The organism is Actinomyces ruminis (assembly GCF_002154335.2).
Classification (GTDB): domain Bacteria; phylum Actinomycetota; class Actinomycetes; order Actinomycetales; family Actinomycetaceae; genus Actinomyces; species Actinomyces ruminis.
Window position 1 is genome coordinate 1 of sequence record NZ_MTPX02000050.1, and the last position, 14,881, is coordinate 14,881.

Below are 14,881 nucleotides of genomic sequence, written 5' to 3' on the forward strand. Positions count from 1 at the left end.
CGTCCCGGCCGGCGCCGCCCGCGCGCTGGCCCCGACCCGCCCTGGCCGCCGCCCTGCGACTGCGCGCAGGCGAACTCGCCCCGTTCACCCGTCCCGGAGCCACCGCATGACCGCAAACCCGACCGCCGCCCCCGCCAGGGATACCGTGCTCGACGCCGCCCACCTCCAGGCGCGCCTGGACGGCCTGCTTGCCGCCCTGGACGACTGCCCCACGGAGATCCCCGCGTCCCTGTCCCTGCCCGCCCGGGATCACCTGGACGTGGTTGCCGAGCGGCTAGCCCTGGGCGTGGACCACACGGTGGTGGCCCTGTTCGGCGGCACCGGCTCCGGCAAGTCCTCCCTGTTCAACGCCCTGACCAGCCTGCAGTTCGCCGATGTGGGCGCCCGCCGCCCCACCACCGCCCACGCCACCGCCTGCTCCTGGGGGATGACGCCGCCGCCCTGCTCGACTTCCTCGAGGTTGCCGACGAGCGCCGCATTCGCCGTGAGTCGCTGCTGGACGCCACCGACCAGGACGCCTACGCAGGCCTGGTGCTGCTGGACGTGCCGGACTACGACTCCATCAACACTGAGCACGCTCTCCAGGTGGACCGGCTGGTGCCGCTCGCGGACCTGCTGGTGTGGGTGGTGGACCCGCAGAAGTACGCCGACGCGGCCTTGCACGAGGGCTACCTGCGGGGGCTGGGCGCCCGCCAGCAGGACATGCTCGTGCTGGTCAACCAGGTGGACACGCTGCCCGCCGGCGGCGTGGACACGCTGCTGGACGACGTGCGCAACCTGCTCGCTGCCGACGGTCTGCAGGACGTACAGGTACTGCCGGTCTCCGCGGTACGCGGGGACAACCTGGGGGCGGTGCGGGAACTGTTCCGGGAACGGGTCTCCCGCGAGTCCAACGCCGCCCGCACCGCTTCCGCGCAACTCGACGAGATTGCCATGCGCCTGCGTCCCGCGGCCGCCGCACAGCCCGTGACCACCCGCCCCGAGCTGGCCGACGCCGCTGTCACCGCGCTCGTGCACGCCTGCGGCGCTCAGGCGGTGGAGGACTCGGTCCGTACCGGTCTGGCTCGTACTTTTCCGCGCGCCTTGGCCCGGCCCGCGCCGCCTGCCCGGGACGCTGTGGCCTCCATTCAGACCACTTGGCTACGGCGCACCACCGAGGGGTTGCCCGGTGCCTGGCTGCGCAGCGTGGAGAATGCTGTCGCCACGCCCGAGGCGCTTGCCGCCCGCACCGCTGAGGCGGTCGGCAGCGTGCAGCTGCCCCGGCATCGCACGCCGCTGATCGAACTGGCCTGGTGGGGCGGGGCGCTGGCCGCACTAATCGGAGTCGTGTGGACGGCGGTCGGCCTGGTGCAGGGCAGCGCCGGTGCCGGCCTGATCGCGCCGGTTGCCGTGTTGCTCATTGGGCTGCTTGTTGCGGTTGTGGCGCTGTCCGCGCGGCGCTCGCGGGCCCGCCGGGAGGCCGCCGAATACGCCCGGACCGTGCGTGGGCGGCTGGTGTCGGTGGTAGCGCGCGACCTCACCCGTCCCGCCGACGGCGTGTTGGAGCGTCACCGCATGCTCCGTGAGGCCCTTCAACTCCCGGGCCAGTAGCGGCGCCGGGGTTACCGGCGTCCACAGGTACGGTTCGTGCAGGGGGTGCCGACCCCGCATTCACAGGCCGGTGGCGGCGCCGGGCGCGGCTGCGGGAGCGTTGGGGCAGCCGGCATGGTGCCGGCTGCCAACGCAAGGAGCACCCCATGAGCCGTCAACTCGATCTCGTCGTACAAGGCGTCCTCGGCACTAATCCCGCCGTCACCCGCACCACCAATGGACGCCCCTACTGCTATTTCCGCCTGGCCACCTCCCCGTCCTTCCGCACCACCGACGGCTGGCAGATGGCGACACCATCTGGTTCACCGCCAAGTCCTGGGGGCCACTGGCCGAGAACCTGGGGCGTTCGCTGCACAAGGGTGATCCGGTGGTGCTGGTCGGCCGCTTCTCCCAGGAGAACTGGTCCAAGGGGGACGCGCAGTTCACCACCAACGTGCTAACCGTCTCCTGCGGCGGGCACGATTTGACCCGCGGCGAGTCCCGCTTCATGCGCATCGTCCACAGCGCGAGCGCCTCCGAAGCCGACGACGCCGGCACGGGCGAGGAGACAACCGCCACCACCTCCGCCGGCTCGGCCGATACCGCCGACGTTGCGACGCGGTGGAGGCCAGCGGCGCCGCTGGGCCGGCTGGCAGCGCCGGCACGCAGGAAGTCATCCGTCCCGCCGGGCAGACTCCGCCGCCGGTCGACCCGCCCCGGTCGTTCTCCGCCGCCGGTTCCTCCGGCGGCACCGCTGCCGGCGACGCCCCCGCTTTCGACTACGCGCTGGCCGACGAGGACGGCTGACCCGCGCTGCGGCGTACTCGGATCAGTCCTCCGGCGCCGCAGAGGGCTCCACAACGGCAACGAGGTCCGCCGGGTGGGCGACGTCGAACACCTCGATCAGTACTCGCGCCGCCAACTCGGCCGCCGCCGCGGCGTCCACCACACGCAGCACCACCGCGTCCTCCCGCCGCTTCCAGCCCAACGAGTCCAAGGCCGCCAAGGCGTCCTCGCCGAGCCGGGCCCGGCCGTCGTCGTCGAGCAGCGGCGCCGTGAGCACCACCGCGTCCGGGTGGGGCCGTACGGTCAGGACCGGCGGCAGCGGGGAGGGGGACAGGCGACGCCGTCGCCCCAGCAGCCGGCGCAGGCCGCCCGCGGGGCGCGCATAGGCGGCGGTTGCGGCGGTGACAATCGGCTCGGCGGCGGTAAGTCGCGCCCCGATCGCGGCGCCGTCGGGCTCGCCCTGTTGCAGCAGGCGGGTCAAGGACGGGATGAAACGGTTCCAGGAGCCGACGTCGATCCCCTGCCCGCCGGCCGGGGTGGGGGAGTCGTCGGCGTCGAAGTGGGTTGTCATGCTCGGAACGTTAGAACGCCGACGCGGGCCTCACCACACCCCGCAGTCGGTGTGTCCGGGCGTGTCACGGCCGGGATTCCAAGCCCCACTGGTTACCGTGGCTTGCAGCCCCGGCGTGCCTGCGTCGGCCACGAGCAGGAAGCAGCGAACCCATGATCCGATTCGACAACGTCTCCAAGGTGTACAAGCGCGGAGCCCGGCCCGCGCTCGACGACGTCTCCATAGAGATCGAACGCGAGGAGTTCGTGTTCCTGGTGGGTGCGTCCGGCTCCGGCAAGTCCACCTTCCTGCGCCTGACCCTGCGCGAGGAGCGCCCCACCTCCGGGTCGATCCACGTGCTCGGGCGCGATTTGTCGCAGATCTCCAGTTGGAAGGTGCCCAAGCTGCGCCAGGAGATGGGGTTCGTCTTCCAGGACTTCCGCCTGCTGGAGAACAAGAGCGTGTTCGAGAACGTCGCCATCGCCTCCCAGGTGATCGGTAAGCCCCGTCACTACATCCTCACGGCCGTGCCGGAGGCGCTCGAGCTGGTGGGGCTGTCTGGCAAGGAGAAGCGCCTGCCGCACGAGCTGTCCGGCGGGGAACAGCAGCGCGTGGCGATCGCCCGCGCCATGGTCAACCGCCCCAAGCTGCTCATGGCCGACGAGCCCACCGGCAACCTTGACCCATCCACCTCCGTTGGCATCATGCGCCTGCTGGACCGCATCAACCGGCAGGGCACCACCGTGGTCATGGCCACCCACGACGACGAGATCGTCGACCAGATGCGCAAGCGCGTCATCGAGCTCAAGGCCGGCGAGGTCGTGCGCGACCAGGCGCGCGGCGTCTACGGCTCGGACCGTTGAGACCCGCGCGCAGTGTGTGATGCAAGGGCTACGAATCTCGCGAACAAGGCATTGAGGTAACCGCATGCGATTCCGTTTCATCATCTCCGAGACCTTCAAGGGGCTCACCCGCAACCTGGTCATGACTGTCTCGGTGATCCTGGTGTCATTCGTGTCACTGCTGTTCGTCGGCGCCTCGGTGCTGCTGCAGAACCAGATCTCGGTGATGAAGGGCGACTGGTACGACAAGGTCGAGGTCAGCGTCTACATGTGCCCGGCGTCCTCCACCGCGGCCGCCTGCGCCGACGGCGAGGCCACCCAGGAGCAGATCGACGCCGTCGAGGACCTGATTAACTCCGACACGCTGGCCTCCTATATCGAGACCTACAGCATTGAGTCCAAGGCCGAGGCCTACGAGCGGTTCATGGACGCCTACGGCGACTCGCGCATCGGCCGCAATGCCACCGAAGACATGATGCCGGTGTCCTTCCGCATCAAGCTGGTCGAGCCGGAGAAGTACCAGGTGGTGGCCGAGCAGTTCACCGGTCGCGCCGGCGTCGAGCGCGTCATCGACCAGGCGGAGACCCTGGAGCCACTGTTCGTGGTGATGAACCGGGTCTCCTGGATCACCGGCGGGCTCGCCGCCATCCTGGCGCTGACGGCGGTGCTGTTGATCTCCACCACCATTCGGCTGTCCGCATGAGTCGCTCCAAGGAGACCGGCATCATGCGGCTGGTCGGCGCCTCGAACCTGTTCATCCAGCTGCCCTTCATGCTTGAGGGCGCCATTGCCGCCCTGATCGGCGCGATCGGTTCCGTGGCCGCGCTGTGGGCGCTGGTGCGCTACGTGGTGGTGGACTGGCTATCCACCTCCCTAACCTTCACCGCCTTCATCGGCACCGGCGACGTGCTGCGGCTGGCCCCCTGGCTGCTGCTGGCCGCGATTGTCCTGGCGCTGGTGTCTTCCGCCTTCTCACTGTCTAGGTACACGAGGGTCTGATTCCCATGCTCCCAGTCCGCTCAGCACTCCGCCCGCGTCCTCGCCGTCGTTTGCGGCGGCGAGCCCGGCGCGCCGCCGTCGGCGCCACCGCCTGATGCTGGTTGCCGCCCCGCTTTCCGCCGGGGCGCTGGCCGATGAGCGCCAGGACGCCGTCGACGATCAGGCCGCCGCTCAGCAGAAGCAGGCCGAACTGGCCGCCTCCCTGGAGGGTGTGTCCGCCGAGCTCGGCCAGGCCTACATCGACCTGCAGAACGCGGAGACCGCCCTCTCCACCGCCCAGAGCGAGCTTGACGACGCCGAGGCCGTCCTGGCGGAGAAGGAGCGCGAGCAGCAGACCGCCGCCGACCGCCTGGCCGTGGCCGAGTCCGAGCTGGCCACCCTGCAGGAGGAGTCGGCGCAGACGCAGACCACCGTGGATGAGAACGCCACCTCCGTGGCCGACCTGGTGGTGGCCACCTACCAGGGAGACAGCGCCGTCACCTCCTGGACCTACGTGCTCTCCTCCGACTCCGTGGAGGAGCTCAGCGACCGGGCCTCCACCATGGAGATCGCCACCGGCGTGCAGGAGTCGGTCCTGTCCTCCGCCGAGGAGGAGCGGGCCCAGGCCGCCAACCGCGAGGCCCGCCAGGATGCCACCACCGAGCGGGTCGCCACGCTCAAGGCGGAGGCCGACGCCGCCAAGGAGGCCGCCCAGACCGCTAAGGACACCGCCCAGACCAAGCGTGACGAGGTTGCCGCCCTGAAGAGCGAGAAGGAGACCGCCGCCGCGGACCTGGAGGACAAGAAGGCCGACCTGGAGGAGCAGCAGGCCCAGGCCGAGGCCGATGAGGCCGCCGCGGCCGCGGAGATTCAGCGCATCGACGAGGAGAACCGTGCTGCGGCCGCCCAGTCCGGGCAGAGCGTTGCCAGTTCCGGCAGCACCGACACCTCATCCCTGGGCAGCGGGAAGATCGGGCACCCGATCGCCGGGTCTCTCGTGGTCACCTCGTCCTACGGCTGGCGCTATCACCCCGTATTGGGCTACATGAAGCTCCACGCCGGCGTCGACCTTATGGCCTGGACGGGCACACCCCAGTACGCGGCCGTGTCTGGCACCGTCACCAGCACCGCCGACTACGGCAACACGGCGTGCGGGAAGAGCGTGACCATCAACGGCGGCGTCATCGACGGGCAGTCCGTGCAGGTGCGTTACTGCCACCTGTCGGTGCAGCAGGTGTACGTGGGGCAGACGGTTTCCAAGGGTCAGCAGATCGGCCTGACCGGCGCCACCGGTGGCGTCACCGGACCGCACTGCCACTTCGAGGTCTATCTCAACGGGGTGACCGTCGACCCCATGACCCTGCCCGGGTTCTGACGCCCGGGGCGGCCTCAGTGTTGGAGAGCAGACGAGGGCCTTGCCGACGGCGGGCCTTGGCGTGCGCCGTCGGCGGCAGTAGTATGCGGCGCCGTGGCCTGACGGCCCGGGACGAGGGAAGGAGACGCCGGTGGCCAAGAAGACCGAGGGAACGAGGAAGCCCACCCCGGCGGAGCGCGCCAAGCGGCCGCCGACGCGCACAAGACCATCGCCCGCAACCGCAAGGCGACGCACGACTACTTCATCGAGGACCGCTACGAGGCCGGACTCGCCCTGGCCGGCACCGAGGTCAAGGCCCTGCGCATGGGGCGGGCCTCCCTGACCGAGGCGTGGATCGAGATCGACCGCAACGGCGAGGCCTGGCTGCAGGGCGCCCACATCCCCGAGTACCTGCAGGGCACCTGGAACAACCACTCCCCGCGCCGCAAGCGCAAGCTGCTGCTGCACCGCGCCGAGCTGGACAAGCTCGCGCAGCGGGTGCAGGCCAAGGGCTACACGATCGTGCCCCTGGAGCTGTACTTCACCGGTGGGCGCGTGAAGCTGGAGATCGCCCTGGCCCGCGGCAAGCAGGACTGGGACAAGCGCCAGGCCCTGCGGGAGGCGCAGGACAAGCGGGAGGCGGCCCGCGCCATGGCCGCCGCCAACCGGCGTCGCGGCTGACAGGGCCGGATCGGCGCAGTCCGGTTCACCAGCGGTCGTGCACGTGGGCGCGAATGCGCCGGTCGTACAGGTCCGCCAGGGCCGCGTGCAGCTGGTCGCTGAGTGGTTCCAGGGCGGCGGCTGCGGCGTTGGCGCGGGCCTGCTCGGCGTTGCGCGCCCCAGGGATCACGGTGGTCACGCCCGGCTGGTCCAGGATCCAGCGCAGCGCCACCTGGGCGGGGGTGGCGCCCGCGGGGCCGAGCTCGCGGCACAGGGCGGTGAATTCCTGGGCGGCCTTGACGCCGACGTCGAAGGGCACCCCGGAGAAGGTCTCGCCGATGTCGAAGGCGGACCCGTCGCGGTTGTAGTTGCGGTGGTCGGAGGCGGGGAAGGTGGTGTCCTCGGTGTAGCGGCCGGACAGCAGCCCGGAGGCCAGCGGCACGCGGGCAATCATGGCGGTGCTTGTGGCCTGCGCCGTCGGCAGCACCTGCTCCAGCGGCTTGCGGCGGAAGACGTTGAGGATGATCTGCACGCTGGCGCAGCCGGGGCGCCGCATGGCCTCCAGCGCCTGCGCGCAGGTCTCCACGCTGACGCCGTAGGCGCGGATGCGACCGGCGGCGACCATCTCCTCCAGCCAGTCCCAGGTGTGCTCGGCGGCGATGACCTCGCTGGGCGGGCAGTGCAGCTGCACCAGGTCGATGGTGTCCACGCCGAGGTTCTCCCGGGAGCGGTCGTTCCAGGCGAGGAAGGCCTCGCGCGTGTAGTTCTCGGGGAGCTGGGCCACGCGCCGCCCCATCTTGGTGGCGATGGTCAGTCCGGCGTCGGGGTGCGCGGCGGCGAAGGCGCCGACGAAGCGCTCGGAGCGGCCGTCGCCGTAGACGTCGGCGGTGTCGATGAAGTTGACGCCGGCGTCGAGCGCCGCCTGCAGGGTGGCGGTGGCGGCCTCGGCGGTGACCTCGCCCCAGTCGGTGCCGAGCTGCCAGGTGCCGACGCCGACGGCGGAGATGCGGCGGTCCAGAGCGGGAAGCGGACGGGTCTCCATGGTGTTGTGCCTCCTGTGGTGTGAGCCGATGGCACCAGCCTAGCGGCTCTAGTGGCTCGGTGAAACAAAACCAGTGGTGAAGGTCTCGTGCCGGGGGAGGGGGTGGCTGGTATCCTTGAATCGCTGAGGTTTCAGCGTGTTCCCGCCGGCCCTGCCGGGCGGGGATAACTCAACAGGGGATGATCGGTTTCGACGACGGTCGTGGATTCAGGAGAAGCGGGTCGAGGATGCACAGTCATCTCGTCAACGCTCTGTGCGAACCAATAGGTGCCGATAACACTCGCACCGACTTCGCCCTCGCCGCCTGAGGCGAGCCTCGAAGTCCGTCAGCCCGGGGGAGCTTCCGCCCCGGTTCCTGGCGTCATCTAGGAAGCCACTGCTGAGGCCCCTCGCCACCGGGGGTCCCGGGACTTTCAGGTGGCTGAGCCCGTCGGCGTCCTTGTTCGCGTGAGACGCCGGGGCTGAGAAACTCAGCAGCGAACTGCACCCGGAGAAGTCCTGTTGCACCACCGTCGGACCGGGGTTCGATTCCCCGCATCTCCACTATGGGCCTGCTGGCGCTGACACGTGACGCGCCGGCGGGTTTTTTGCGTTCGTGTCCGGCTTGGATCCTGCGTGTGAGAGTCGGTCCATCGGCGTTTAGACGGTGCTTCATGTGTCTTGGTGTTGATCGGTGGGTGCTGGAGGCGGCCTTTAGCACGACCTTGGTGACATTCCACGACCTTGGTGTACGTTGCACGACCACCCCGGGGTCGTGCAGCACGCACCAAGGTCGTGGAACACCGCCCAGGGTCGTGCAATACACGGGCGGGGCAACCAATGCGGCGGCCCAGAAATGCGGGGCCACGACGCCCCGCCCGCCGATGACTCTGGGGGTTGACCCTGACACGGTGTGAGGGCGCATGGTGGAGCCATGGTCGAGACCAAGAGCCTGATGACGATCGGGGAGTTCAGCTCATTGACTCGCCTGTCGGTGCGCATGCTGCGCCACTATGACGCGCACGGTGTCCTGGTACCCGCCGACGTCGATCCGTGGACTGGATACCGCCGCTACGCGCCGCATCAGCTGCGCGACGCCGCGGACATCCGGAATCTGCGCGATGTCGGGTTCGGCGTCTCCGCCATCTCGGCCCTGCTCGCCGCCCGCGGCACCCCGGCATGGTCGGCTGCGCTGGAGCTCCAGCGCGAGACCGTCGTCGAGGAGACGCGCGCCGCCCAGGCTCGGCTGGCTCTCATCTCTCGCCTCATCGAAGGAGAAACCAGCATGTCTATCACCGTCGAGCGCCGCACCATTGCGGCCATGACCATCGTCGCTCTGCGCGACGTCGTCCCAACCTACGCCGACGAGCACCTTCTCTGGGCTCGCATGATGCCCGAGATCGCCCGGCAGGGCATCAAACCCATCGGCCCGTGCGGAGTGATCGAGCACGACGCCGAGTTCACCGAGCATGACGTTGACGAGGAGATCTTCCTGCCCGTCGCGCCCGGAACCACGGCCGTGGCGCCGCTGCAGGTCCACGAGCTTCCGGCGCGAGACTGCCTCGTGGCCCACGTCGTAGGGCCGTACGACCAGATCACCGAGGCTCACGACCGGCTGGCCACCCGAATCGCGGCCGAGGGGCTGACGCCGCCGACCGACGACTTTCTGCCGGGCAAGGCGTTCAACATCTACCTCACGACGCCGGACGAGGTTCCGGCAGACCAGCTCGTGACCGAGGTGTGCCTCCCGCTCGGTTGGGCGTGCGGCCGCACGACGGCGTAGCCCCTGGAGGGACCACGGCAATCCACCTCGTCGGCGAAGCACAGCAGCATGGTGCATGGCCAGCGGGGTGGATTGTCCGTGCGTAGAGCCCCGAGCTCCCACCCGGCGGGTGGCAGCCGGTATTCGTGTCGGACCTTCGTGAGACCCTGTTGACATGGAAAACAACTACCTGGAAGCGATGGGGCTTCTTGCGGACTGGCAGGCGACATACGATCTGTTGCCGCTGCCGGAAATGATGGGCCTGCCGCGCAACGACCGGTTCAACCACATCGTGGTCTACAACGATGACTCAGGGGCCAACATCTGCCTATTCGAGACCGCGGACGGTAGCTCGAGCGAGTCGCTCAGCGTAACCGGCCCCGCGCGGGTGAGCGTAGAAGGATGGCAGGTTGTGCCGGGCGTCGCCCGTCTCAGCGTCCTCTACGGGGACGGCGAGGAGATGACTCGCCTGCTGATTTGGGTCGACGACCCACACATGTATCCGGTGTACGGGATTGACGCTGACGGCCCGGTGGCGCGTTACGACGACTACCGGGTGGGCGCGATCGCCGTGGATGTCGAGGTGTTCGACTCGAAGGAGGAGTGGAAGAAGACCCAGACCCCGATCAGCATGAAGGATTCGCCGGTAAAGAGGATGGACGACGACGTGCCGGATGAGGTCTACATCGGCCCACGATTCGTGGCGAGTCCGTGGCTGTTCGCGCTCTACAGCGGCGAGGCCGGGCCAGAAGATGCCAGCCCGATCGGCATGCTCAAGGCCGTATGCAATGAGGTGGCGATCGTAACGAATCGGCTTACCGGAATGCAGTGGTACAAGGTGAACGCCGATTGCGGGTTCCCCATCACCTTGGGGCTGCCCATCGACACCACACCTGCGCCGCACCCCGGAAGCGTGGTGGACGGCAAGGCGTTTCTCACGGGCACGACGGGGTTCTGGTTAGCCGACTACGAGGATCCGTACGCGTAGACCCGTGGTGCTTCGCGCCAGATTCCTGCTCGCCTGACTTTTGGGTCTCCCGCGGCGGCCGTATGATCCGGTAGATCCGGGCGATCAATACGGTCGCCGCAGGAAACACGGCACTCACCGCGTACAATGACCATGGGGTAAGCGACGCATCCATGAGGGGGTTGATGCACCGGAAGTGTAGGGCGATTCCGAGCAGGTACAGTGGATACTCTCCCAGCGCCAGCAGCAGGCTCGACCACCACGTCTGGTTCGCCTCGAGCTTCTTGTCGAGGTGGAGGGCGATTGCGGGAAGAACAAGTGGCATCACGAGGAGCACGGTGTAGAGTTGGATTATGGGCGTGGGAATGGACTCGTCCCTGATTAGTGCGAGGTGCCCGGACACGCCTAAAGCCACGCAGCACGCGATGTAGATTGCGATGGCTGCCCCCGAACTGAGCAGTCGCCGTACAGGTGTTCCTACCATGGTCGCTCATCCTCTCGTTCTTTCGTGATGGCGCACCGAGCGTGGCGCCGATCACGAAGTGCATGCAGTGCTCTGGTGACATAGGTTGCTGCGAGTGTAGCAAGCTCACCCGGTATCGGGGAGTCGTGCGAAGGTACCGCGGGAGACCCCCGCTGTTACATGCATTTTGGTGGCATCACGAGCCTTTGCGAGCTTCCTGCTCGCCCGATGTCTGGGTCTCCCGCGGCGGCCGTATAACCCGATAAATCCGGCCTATCAACACGGTCGCCGCGGGAAACGTGGCAGCAATCGCAAACATCTCCCACGTGTAAGTGTCGATGTACACGCTGGGGTTTATGCATCGGAAGTGCAGGGCCTTTCCAAAGCGGGTAAAACGGGTATTCCGTTTCTGTCAGTAACAGGATCGTCCACCAGGTCTGCTCCGCCTGGAGCTTCTTGTCGAAGTGGAGGGCGATTGCAGGGAGGGCAAGCGGCATAAACAGAAACACTGTGTAAAGTTCGAGTATGGGCGGGAGTGAGGATTCGCCGTCGCCCATGTCGAAGTGCCCGATTATCCCAAAGACCGCGCAGCACGCGATGTAGATCGCGGTGACCGCGCCGGAACTGAGCAATCGTCGTACAGGCGTGCCGATCATGAACGGTCATCCTTTCGCGAGACCGCAGCCTCGCGGACCGCCGGTCGTGGATGTCAGCGGTTCGTGTAGTTCTGGCAGCTCTTGTCGAGCCATCGGCGTCCGCTGTCGAGGTCGCCGTCGAGGATGGGCACCACGATGTCCTGGTGCATCTCGGCGAATTCCGGCGCGTAGGTGGTGATGGCGTTGAGGGTGGGGAAGGTACTCAGTTGTGCCTCGGCGCTCTCCATGCGCGTGGCGTCCCCGGCGTCGGCTGCGTTCAGGTACTCGTCGATCCAGCCGCACTGCCAGTACAGGACTTCGGACACCGCTAGGTCTCCCTCGGCCACGTGAACCTCCACCCCGGTGGAATCGGGGTCCAACCCGCTCTCCTCCAGCTGCGCCTGGCCGCGGGGTTCTCTGCGTCGGCCTCGAGGGTGAGATCGGAGCCGTCCTGCGTCTGAACGGTGGCGCCTGCGAGTTCGGGAATGAGGTCAGCTGCTGTGGGCACCTCGACCCCGGGGGCGAAGGTCAAATCGTCGCCCGCGAGTTCATGGTGGGCGAGCTCCTGCACTTCCGGCGCAACCGGTGCCTCGGATGACGCGGCTGGCTCGGGGGCGGCGGTCGCGGCATCACTGCTGTTATCGATCGCGAATGGAACAGCGAGTACAGCGATTCCGGCCAGCACGACGATCCCGGTGGTCTGCTTCTTGTTCACGGTGCCTCCTTGCCAGGGATCGGCCAACAGAGCATGGCCGTCTTCGCAAACCCGTCCCGAAACTCAACGGTACACGGCACGCAAGCACGTGTCTCAGTCCAGCTGCTCGAACTTGCGCGCCCAGGCCGAGCGGATCGGGTTGGCGTCGGCGATCATCACGTCGAAGCGCTCGTCGGCGATGTCGATCACCTCGCCCAGCGCCACCCGCGCCTCCCGGGCAGGGGAGGACTCCACCCGCTGCCAGCCGCGCGCCACCAGCTGGGAGCGGTCGGCCACCCTCGCCACGCACATCACCAGCGGTCGCCCGAAGCGCTCCCGGTAGGCGGCGGCCAACCCACGCAGCTCGGCGGCCTCGGCGTCGTCGATCTCCTCCAGGGCCAGGGAGGCCGTGTCCAGGTGTGCCTGGCCGCCATCGTCGTGCGACAGTAGCAGGTCCACCACGTCCACATACCCGGCCACCAGCGCCTCCTGTTCGGCGGGCGAGGCCGCCAGAACCGCATCCTCCAGCGCCTGCCGCAGCTGCGACGTCGAGGCGAAGGGTCGCTGCTCCCAGGCGCGCTCGGCCGGCCAGGTCGCGCCGTCGTACAGCCCGCCCAGCGTGGCCACGAACTCACCCCGATCCATGGCATTGACCTGCTCCAGGCTCACCGTCCGCCCGGCGACGACGGCGACATCCTCGCCGCCCTGCCGACCCACATGGAAGAACAGCAGGTTCAGCACCACGGCGGTCAGCGCCCCGATGGTCACGCCCGAGCCGAAGATGATCTGCAGCCAGGCGGGCATGCCCGCGGAGATGTCCGGCTTGAAGGTGACCAGCAGGGCCAAGCCGATCGAGGTGGAGGCGATCACCGCATTGCGGTTGTCACGCATGTCCACCTTGCCCAGCGTCTGGATGCCCACCACCGCCACCGAGGCGAACATGGCCAGACTGGCCCCGCCGATCACCGGCGTCGGGATCGCGGCGACGACGGCGCCGGCCTTGGGCAGCAGCCCCAGCACGATCATGATCGCCCCGGCCACCGTCACCACCCAGCGGGACTTGACCCGGGTCAGCCGTACCAGGCCCACGTTCTGGGCGAAGCAGGTGTAGGGGAAGGAGTTCAGCACCCCGCCCAGCAGAGTCGACAGCCGTCCGCGCGTAGGGCGGCGGCGATATGCGCCGGAGTGATGCGCTTGCCGACCACCTCACCGGTGGCGAAGACATCCCCGGTGGTCTCCACGGCGGTGACCGCCATGACGATGAGCATTGACAGGATCCCGGCGGCGGAGAACTGCGGGATGCCGAAGTAGAACGGCGTGGTCACGCCCAGCGGGGAGGCCTCGGCAACCCCGGAGAAGTCCGCGTCGCCCAGCGCCATCGCCACGCCGGTTGCCGCCACCAGGCCGATCAGCACCGAGATGGTCGCCATGAACCCCTTGAAGATGCGCTGCACGGCGACGATCAGCGCAATCGTCAGCACCGCGTAACCCAGGCCCCGCAGGGTGAGGGTGTTGACCACGGCCGAGGAGGCGCCGTCGGGGGCGTTGGTACCCAGCGAGACGATGTCGTCCGCGGACACGCTCATCAGGGTGGTGCCCATGACGGTCAGCAGCGTGCCGGTCACCACCGGCGGGAAGAAGCGCAGCAGCCGCGCGAACCAGGGCGCGGCGAGGAAGGTCAGGATTCCGGCGGCGATGATCGAGCCGTACATGGTGGGCAGACCCGCTGTGCCGCCGGCTCCGCCCGAAGCGGCCATGCCGATGGCGATCAGCGGGGAGACGGCGGTGAAGGTCACGCCCTGGATCAGCGGCAGCCGCACCCCGATCTTCGGCCCCAGGCCGGCCGACTGGATGATGGTGGCGATGCCGCAGGTCAGCAGGTCGGCGTTGATCAGGTGAACGGTGGTCGCATTATCGAGCCCGAGCCCCTGGGAGATCACCAGCGGGACGATCACGGCGCCGGCGTAGAAGGCCAGCACGTGCTGGATACCCAGCACCGCCAGGCGGCCGGGCGGCGGCACCTGGTCCACGGGGTGCCTTGCGGCGGGCGCCAAGGTGGTCTCGGCGGTCGCGGAGGGGGAGGGGCGGCGGCCCAGAGACATGCGGTTCTCCAATGCAATCGGGAGGTCGGGGTACGCCCATTGTCCCGGCAGCCGCCGGGCGAGCAGAAATCGTGACCGCGGTGCGGGCATTCGACGCGTTTCAAGCACCTGTGCCCCACGTACGCTTCGCGCATGACGACGTCGTCGCCCCGGCCGCCCTATGAGCCCGCCACCGCACTGGTGCTGCAGCGCCTGGAGGAGGCGGGCGGCATCCCGCCGCTGAACGGCACCACGCTCGCCTCCCGCCGCATTCCCGCCGCCGCCCGGCGCGACGCCTACTTGGCCGTCTGCCCGGACGCGCGCCTGCGCGAGGAGGCCCTGCTCCGCGACGACGGCACCACCATGCCGCTGACCGTGGTGCTCCCGCCCGACGGCGCGGTGCAGCCGGGCGCCCCGCTGCTGCTGTCTATCCACGGCGGCGGGCGGGTCATGGGCTGCCGCTTCGACGACCTGGCCGCCCCCACCGCCTGGGCGCGGCGCTTCGGCGGCGTCGTCGTC

11 protein-coding genes, 1 other RNA gene and 5 pseudogenes are annotated in these 14,881 nt (G+C 68.7%); 11 read left to right on the forward strand and 6 right to left on the reverse strand.

The window, feature by feature from the left end:
- The first annotated feature begins 106 nt into the window (after nucleotides 1-106).
- From BW737_RS09875 to BW737_RS18385, 3 genes and pseudogenes are all read left to right on the forward strand, one after another.
- Nucleotides 107-1,590, forward strand: a pseudogene (locus tag BW737_RS09875) (GTPase).
- A 146-nt stretch (nucleotides 1,591-1,736) separates the two neighbouring features.
- Nucleotides 1,737-2,030: a hypothetical protein gene (locus tag BW737_RS19465; protein WP_338063897.1), complete on the forward strand. Its 294-nt coding sequence runs from the start codon at nucleotides 1,737-1,739 to the stop codon at nucleotides 2,028-2,030.
- Nucleotides 2,031-2,190: 160 nt separating this feature from the next.
- On the forward strand, nucleotides 2,191-2,376 hold the full coding sequence (locus BW737_RS18385; RefSeq protein WP_257210703.1) for a hypothetical protein: 186 nt from the start codon (nucleotides 2,191-2,193) through the stop codon (nucleotides 2,374-2,376).
- A 22-nt stretch (nucleotides 2,377-2,398) separates the two neighbouring features.
- Here BW737_RS18385 and BW737_RS18390 read toward each other — a convergent pair whose 3' ends face one another.
- Nucleotides 2,399-2,926, reverse strand: a complete 528-nt coding sequence (locus BW737_RS18390) for a hypothetical protein (protein WP_257210704.1) — start codon at nucleotides 2,924-2,926, stop codon at nucleotides 2,399-2,401.
- A gap of 152 nt (nucleotides 2,927-3,078) precedes the next feature.
- On the opposite strand from BW737_RS18390, the gene ftsE reads away from it, so the two are divergent.
- From ftsE to smpB, 4 genes and pseudogenes are all read left to right on the forward strand, one after another.
- On the forward strand, nucleotides 3,079-3,768 hold the full coding sequence (gene ftsE / locus BW737_RS09885) for a cell division ATP-binding protein FtsE (protein WP_073330837.1): 690 nt from the start codon (nucleotides 3,079-3,081) through the stop codon (nucleotides 3,766-3,768).
- A 64-nt stretch (nucleotides 3,769-3,832) separates the two neighbouring features.
- Nucleotides 3,833-4,746 (forward strand): annotated as a pseudogene (gene ftsX / locus BW737_RS09890) (permease-like cell division protein FtsX).
- A gap of 94 nt (nucleotides 4,747-4,840) precedes the next feature.
- Nucleotides 4,841-6,100 carry a M23 family metallopeptidase gene (locus BW737_RS09895; protein WP_086615919.1) on the forward strand — a complete coding sequence of 420 codons (1,260 nt, stop codon included), beginning with the start codon at nucleotides 4,841-4,843 and terminating at the stop codon, nucleotides 6,098-6,100.
- Between the two features lie 130 nt (nucleotides 6,101-6,230).
- Nucleotides 6,231-6,760 (forward strand): annotated as a pseudogene (gene smpB / locus BW737_RS09900) (SsrA-binding protein SmpB).
- 25 nt (nucleotides 6,761-6,785) lie between these two features.
- Here smpB and BW737_RS09905 read toward each other — a convergent pair.
- Nucleotides 6,786-7,781 (reverse strand): aldo/keto reductase, encoded by a 996-nt coding sequence (locus BW737_RS09905; RefSeq protein ID WP_086615920.1) that lies wholly within the window; start codon nucleotides 7,779-7,781, stop codon nucleotides 6,786-6,788.
- 175 nt (nucleotides 7,782-7,956) lie between these two features.
- Between BW737_RS09905 and ssrA the strand changes: the two genes are divergently transcribed.
- The 3 genes from ssrA to BW737_RS09920 all read left to right on the forward strand — a co-directional run bounded on the left by ssrA (nucleotide 7,957) and on the right by BW737_RS09920 (nucleotide 10,510).
- Nucleotides 7,957-8,327, forward strand: a transfer-messenger RNA (tmRNA) gene (gene ssrA / locus BW737_RS09910).
- 367 nt (nucleotides 8,328-8,694) lie between these two features.
- Nucleotides 8,695-9,543, forward strand: a complete 849-nt coding sequence (locus BW737_RS09915; RefSeq protein WP_086615921.1) for a MerR family transcriptional regulator — start codon at nucleotides 8,695-8,697, stop codon at nucleotides 9,541-9,543.
- 154 nt (nucleotides 9,544-9,697) lie between these two features.
- A complete protein-coding gene (locus tag BW737_RS09920) occupies nucleotides 9,698-10,510 on the forward strand; it encodes a hypothetical protein (RefSeq protein WP_086615922.1) in 813 nt (270 codons plus the stop codon).
- Nucleotides 10,511-11,128: 618 nt separating this feature from the next.
- Here BW737_RS09920 and BW737_RS15745 read toward each other — a convergent pair.
- From BW737_RS15745 to BW737_RS09935, 4 genes and pseudogenes are all read right to left on the reverse strand, one after another.
- Complete coding sequence (locus tag BW737_RS15745) at nucleotides 11,129-11,608, reverse strand: hypothetical protein (RefSeq protein WP_143233368.1); 480 nt, start codon at nucleotides 11,606-11,608, stop codon at nucleotides 11,129-11,131.
- Nucleotides 11,609-11,661: 53 nt separating this feature from the next.
- Nucleotides 11,662-11,967 (reverse strand): hypothetical protein, encoded by a 306-nt coding sequence (locus tag BW737_RS09925; protein WP_143233369.1) that lies wholly within the window; start codon nucleotides 11,965-11,967, stop codon nucleotides 11,662-11,664.
- Nucleotides 11,916-12,302, reverse strand: a complete 387-nt coding sequence (locus BW737_RS09930) for a hypothetical protein (protein ID WP_086615924.1) — start codon at nucleotides 12,300-12,302, stop codon at nucleotides 11,916-11,918. Before BW737_RS09930 ends, BW737_RS09925 begins: the two co-directional genes overlap by 52 nt.
- A gap of 93 nt (nucleotides 12,303-12,395) precedes the next feature.
- A pseudogene (locus BW737_RS09935) lies at nucleotides 12,396-14,383 on the reverse strand (solute carrier family 23 protein).
- A gap of 132 nt (nucleotides 14,384-14,515) precedes the next feature.
- On the opposite strand from BW737_RS09935, the pseudogene BW737_RS09940 reads away from it, so the two are divergent.
- Nucleotides 14,516-14,881, forward strand: a pseudogene (locus BW737_RS09940) (alpha/beta hydrolase); the annotation flags it as partial.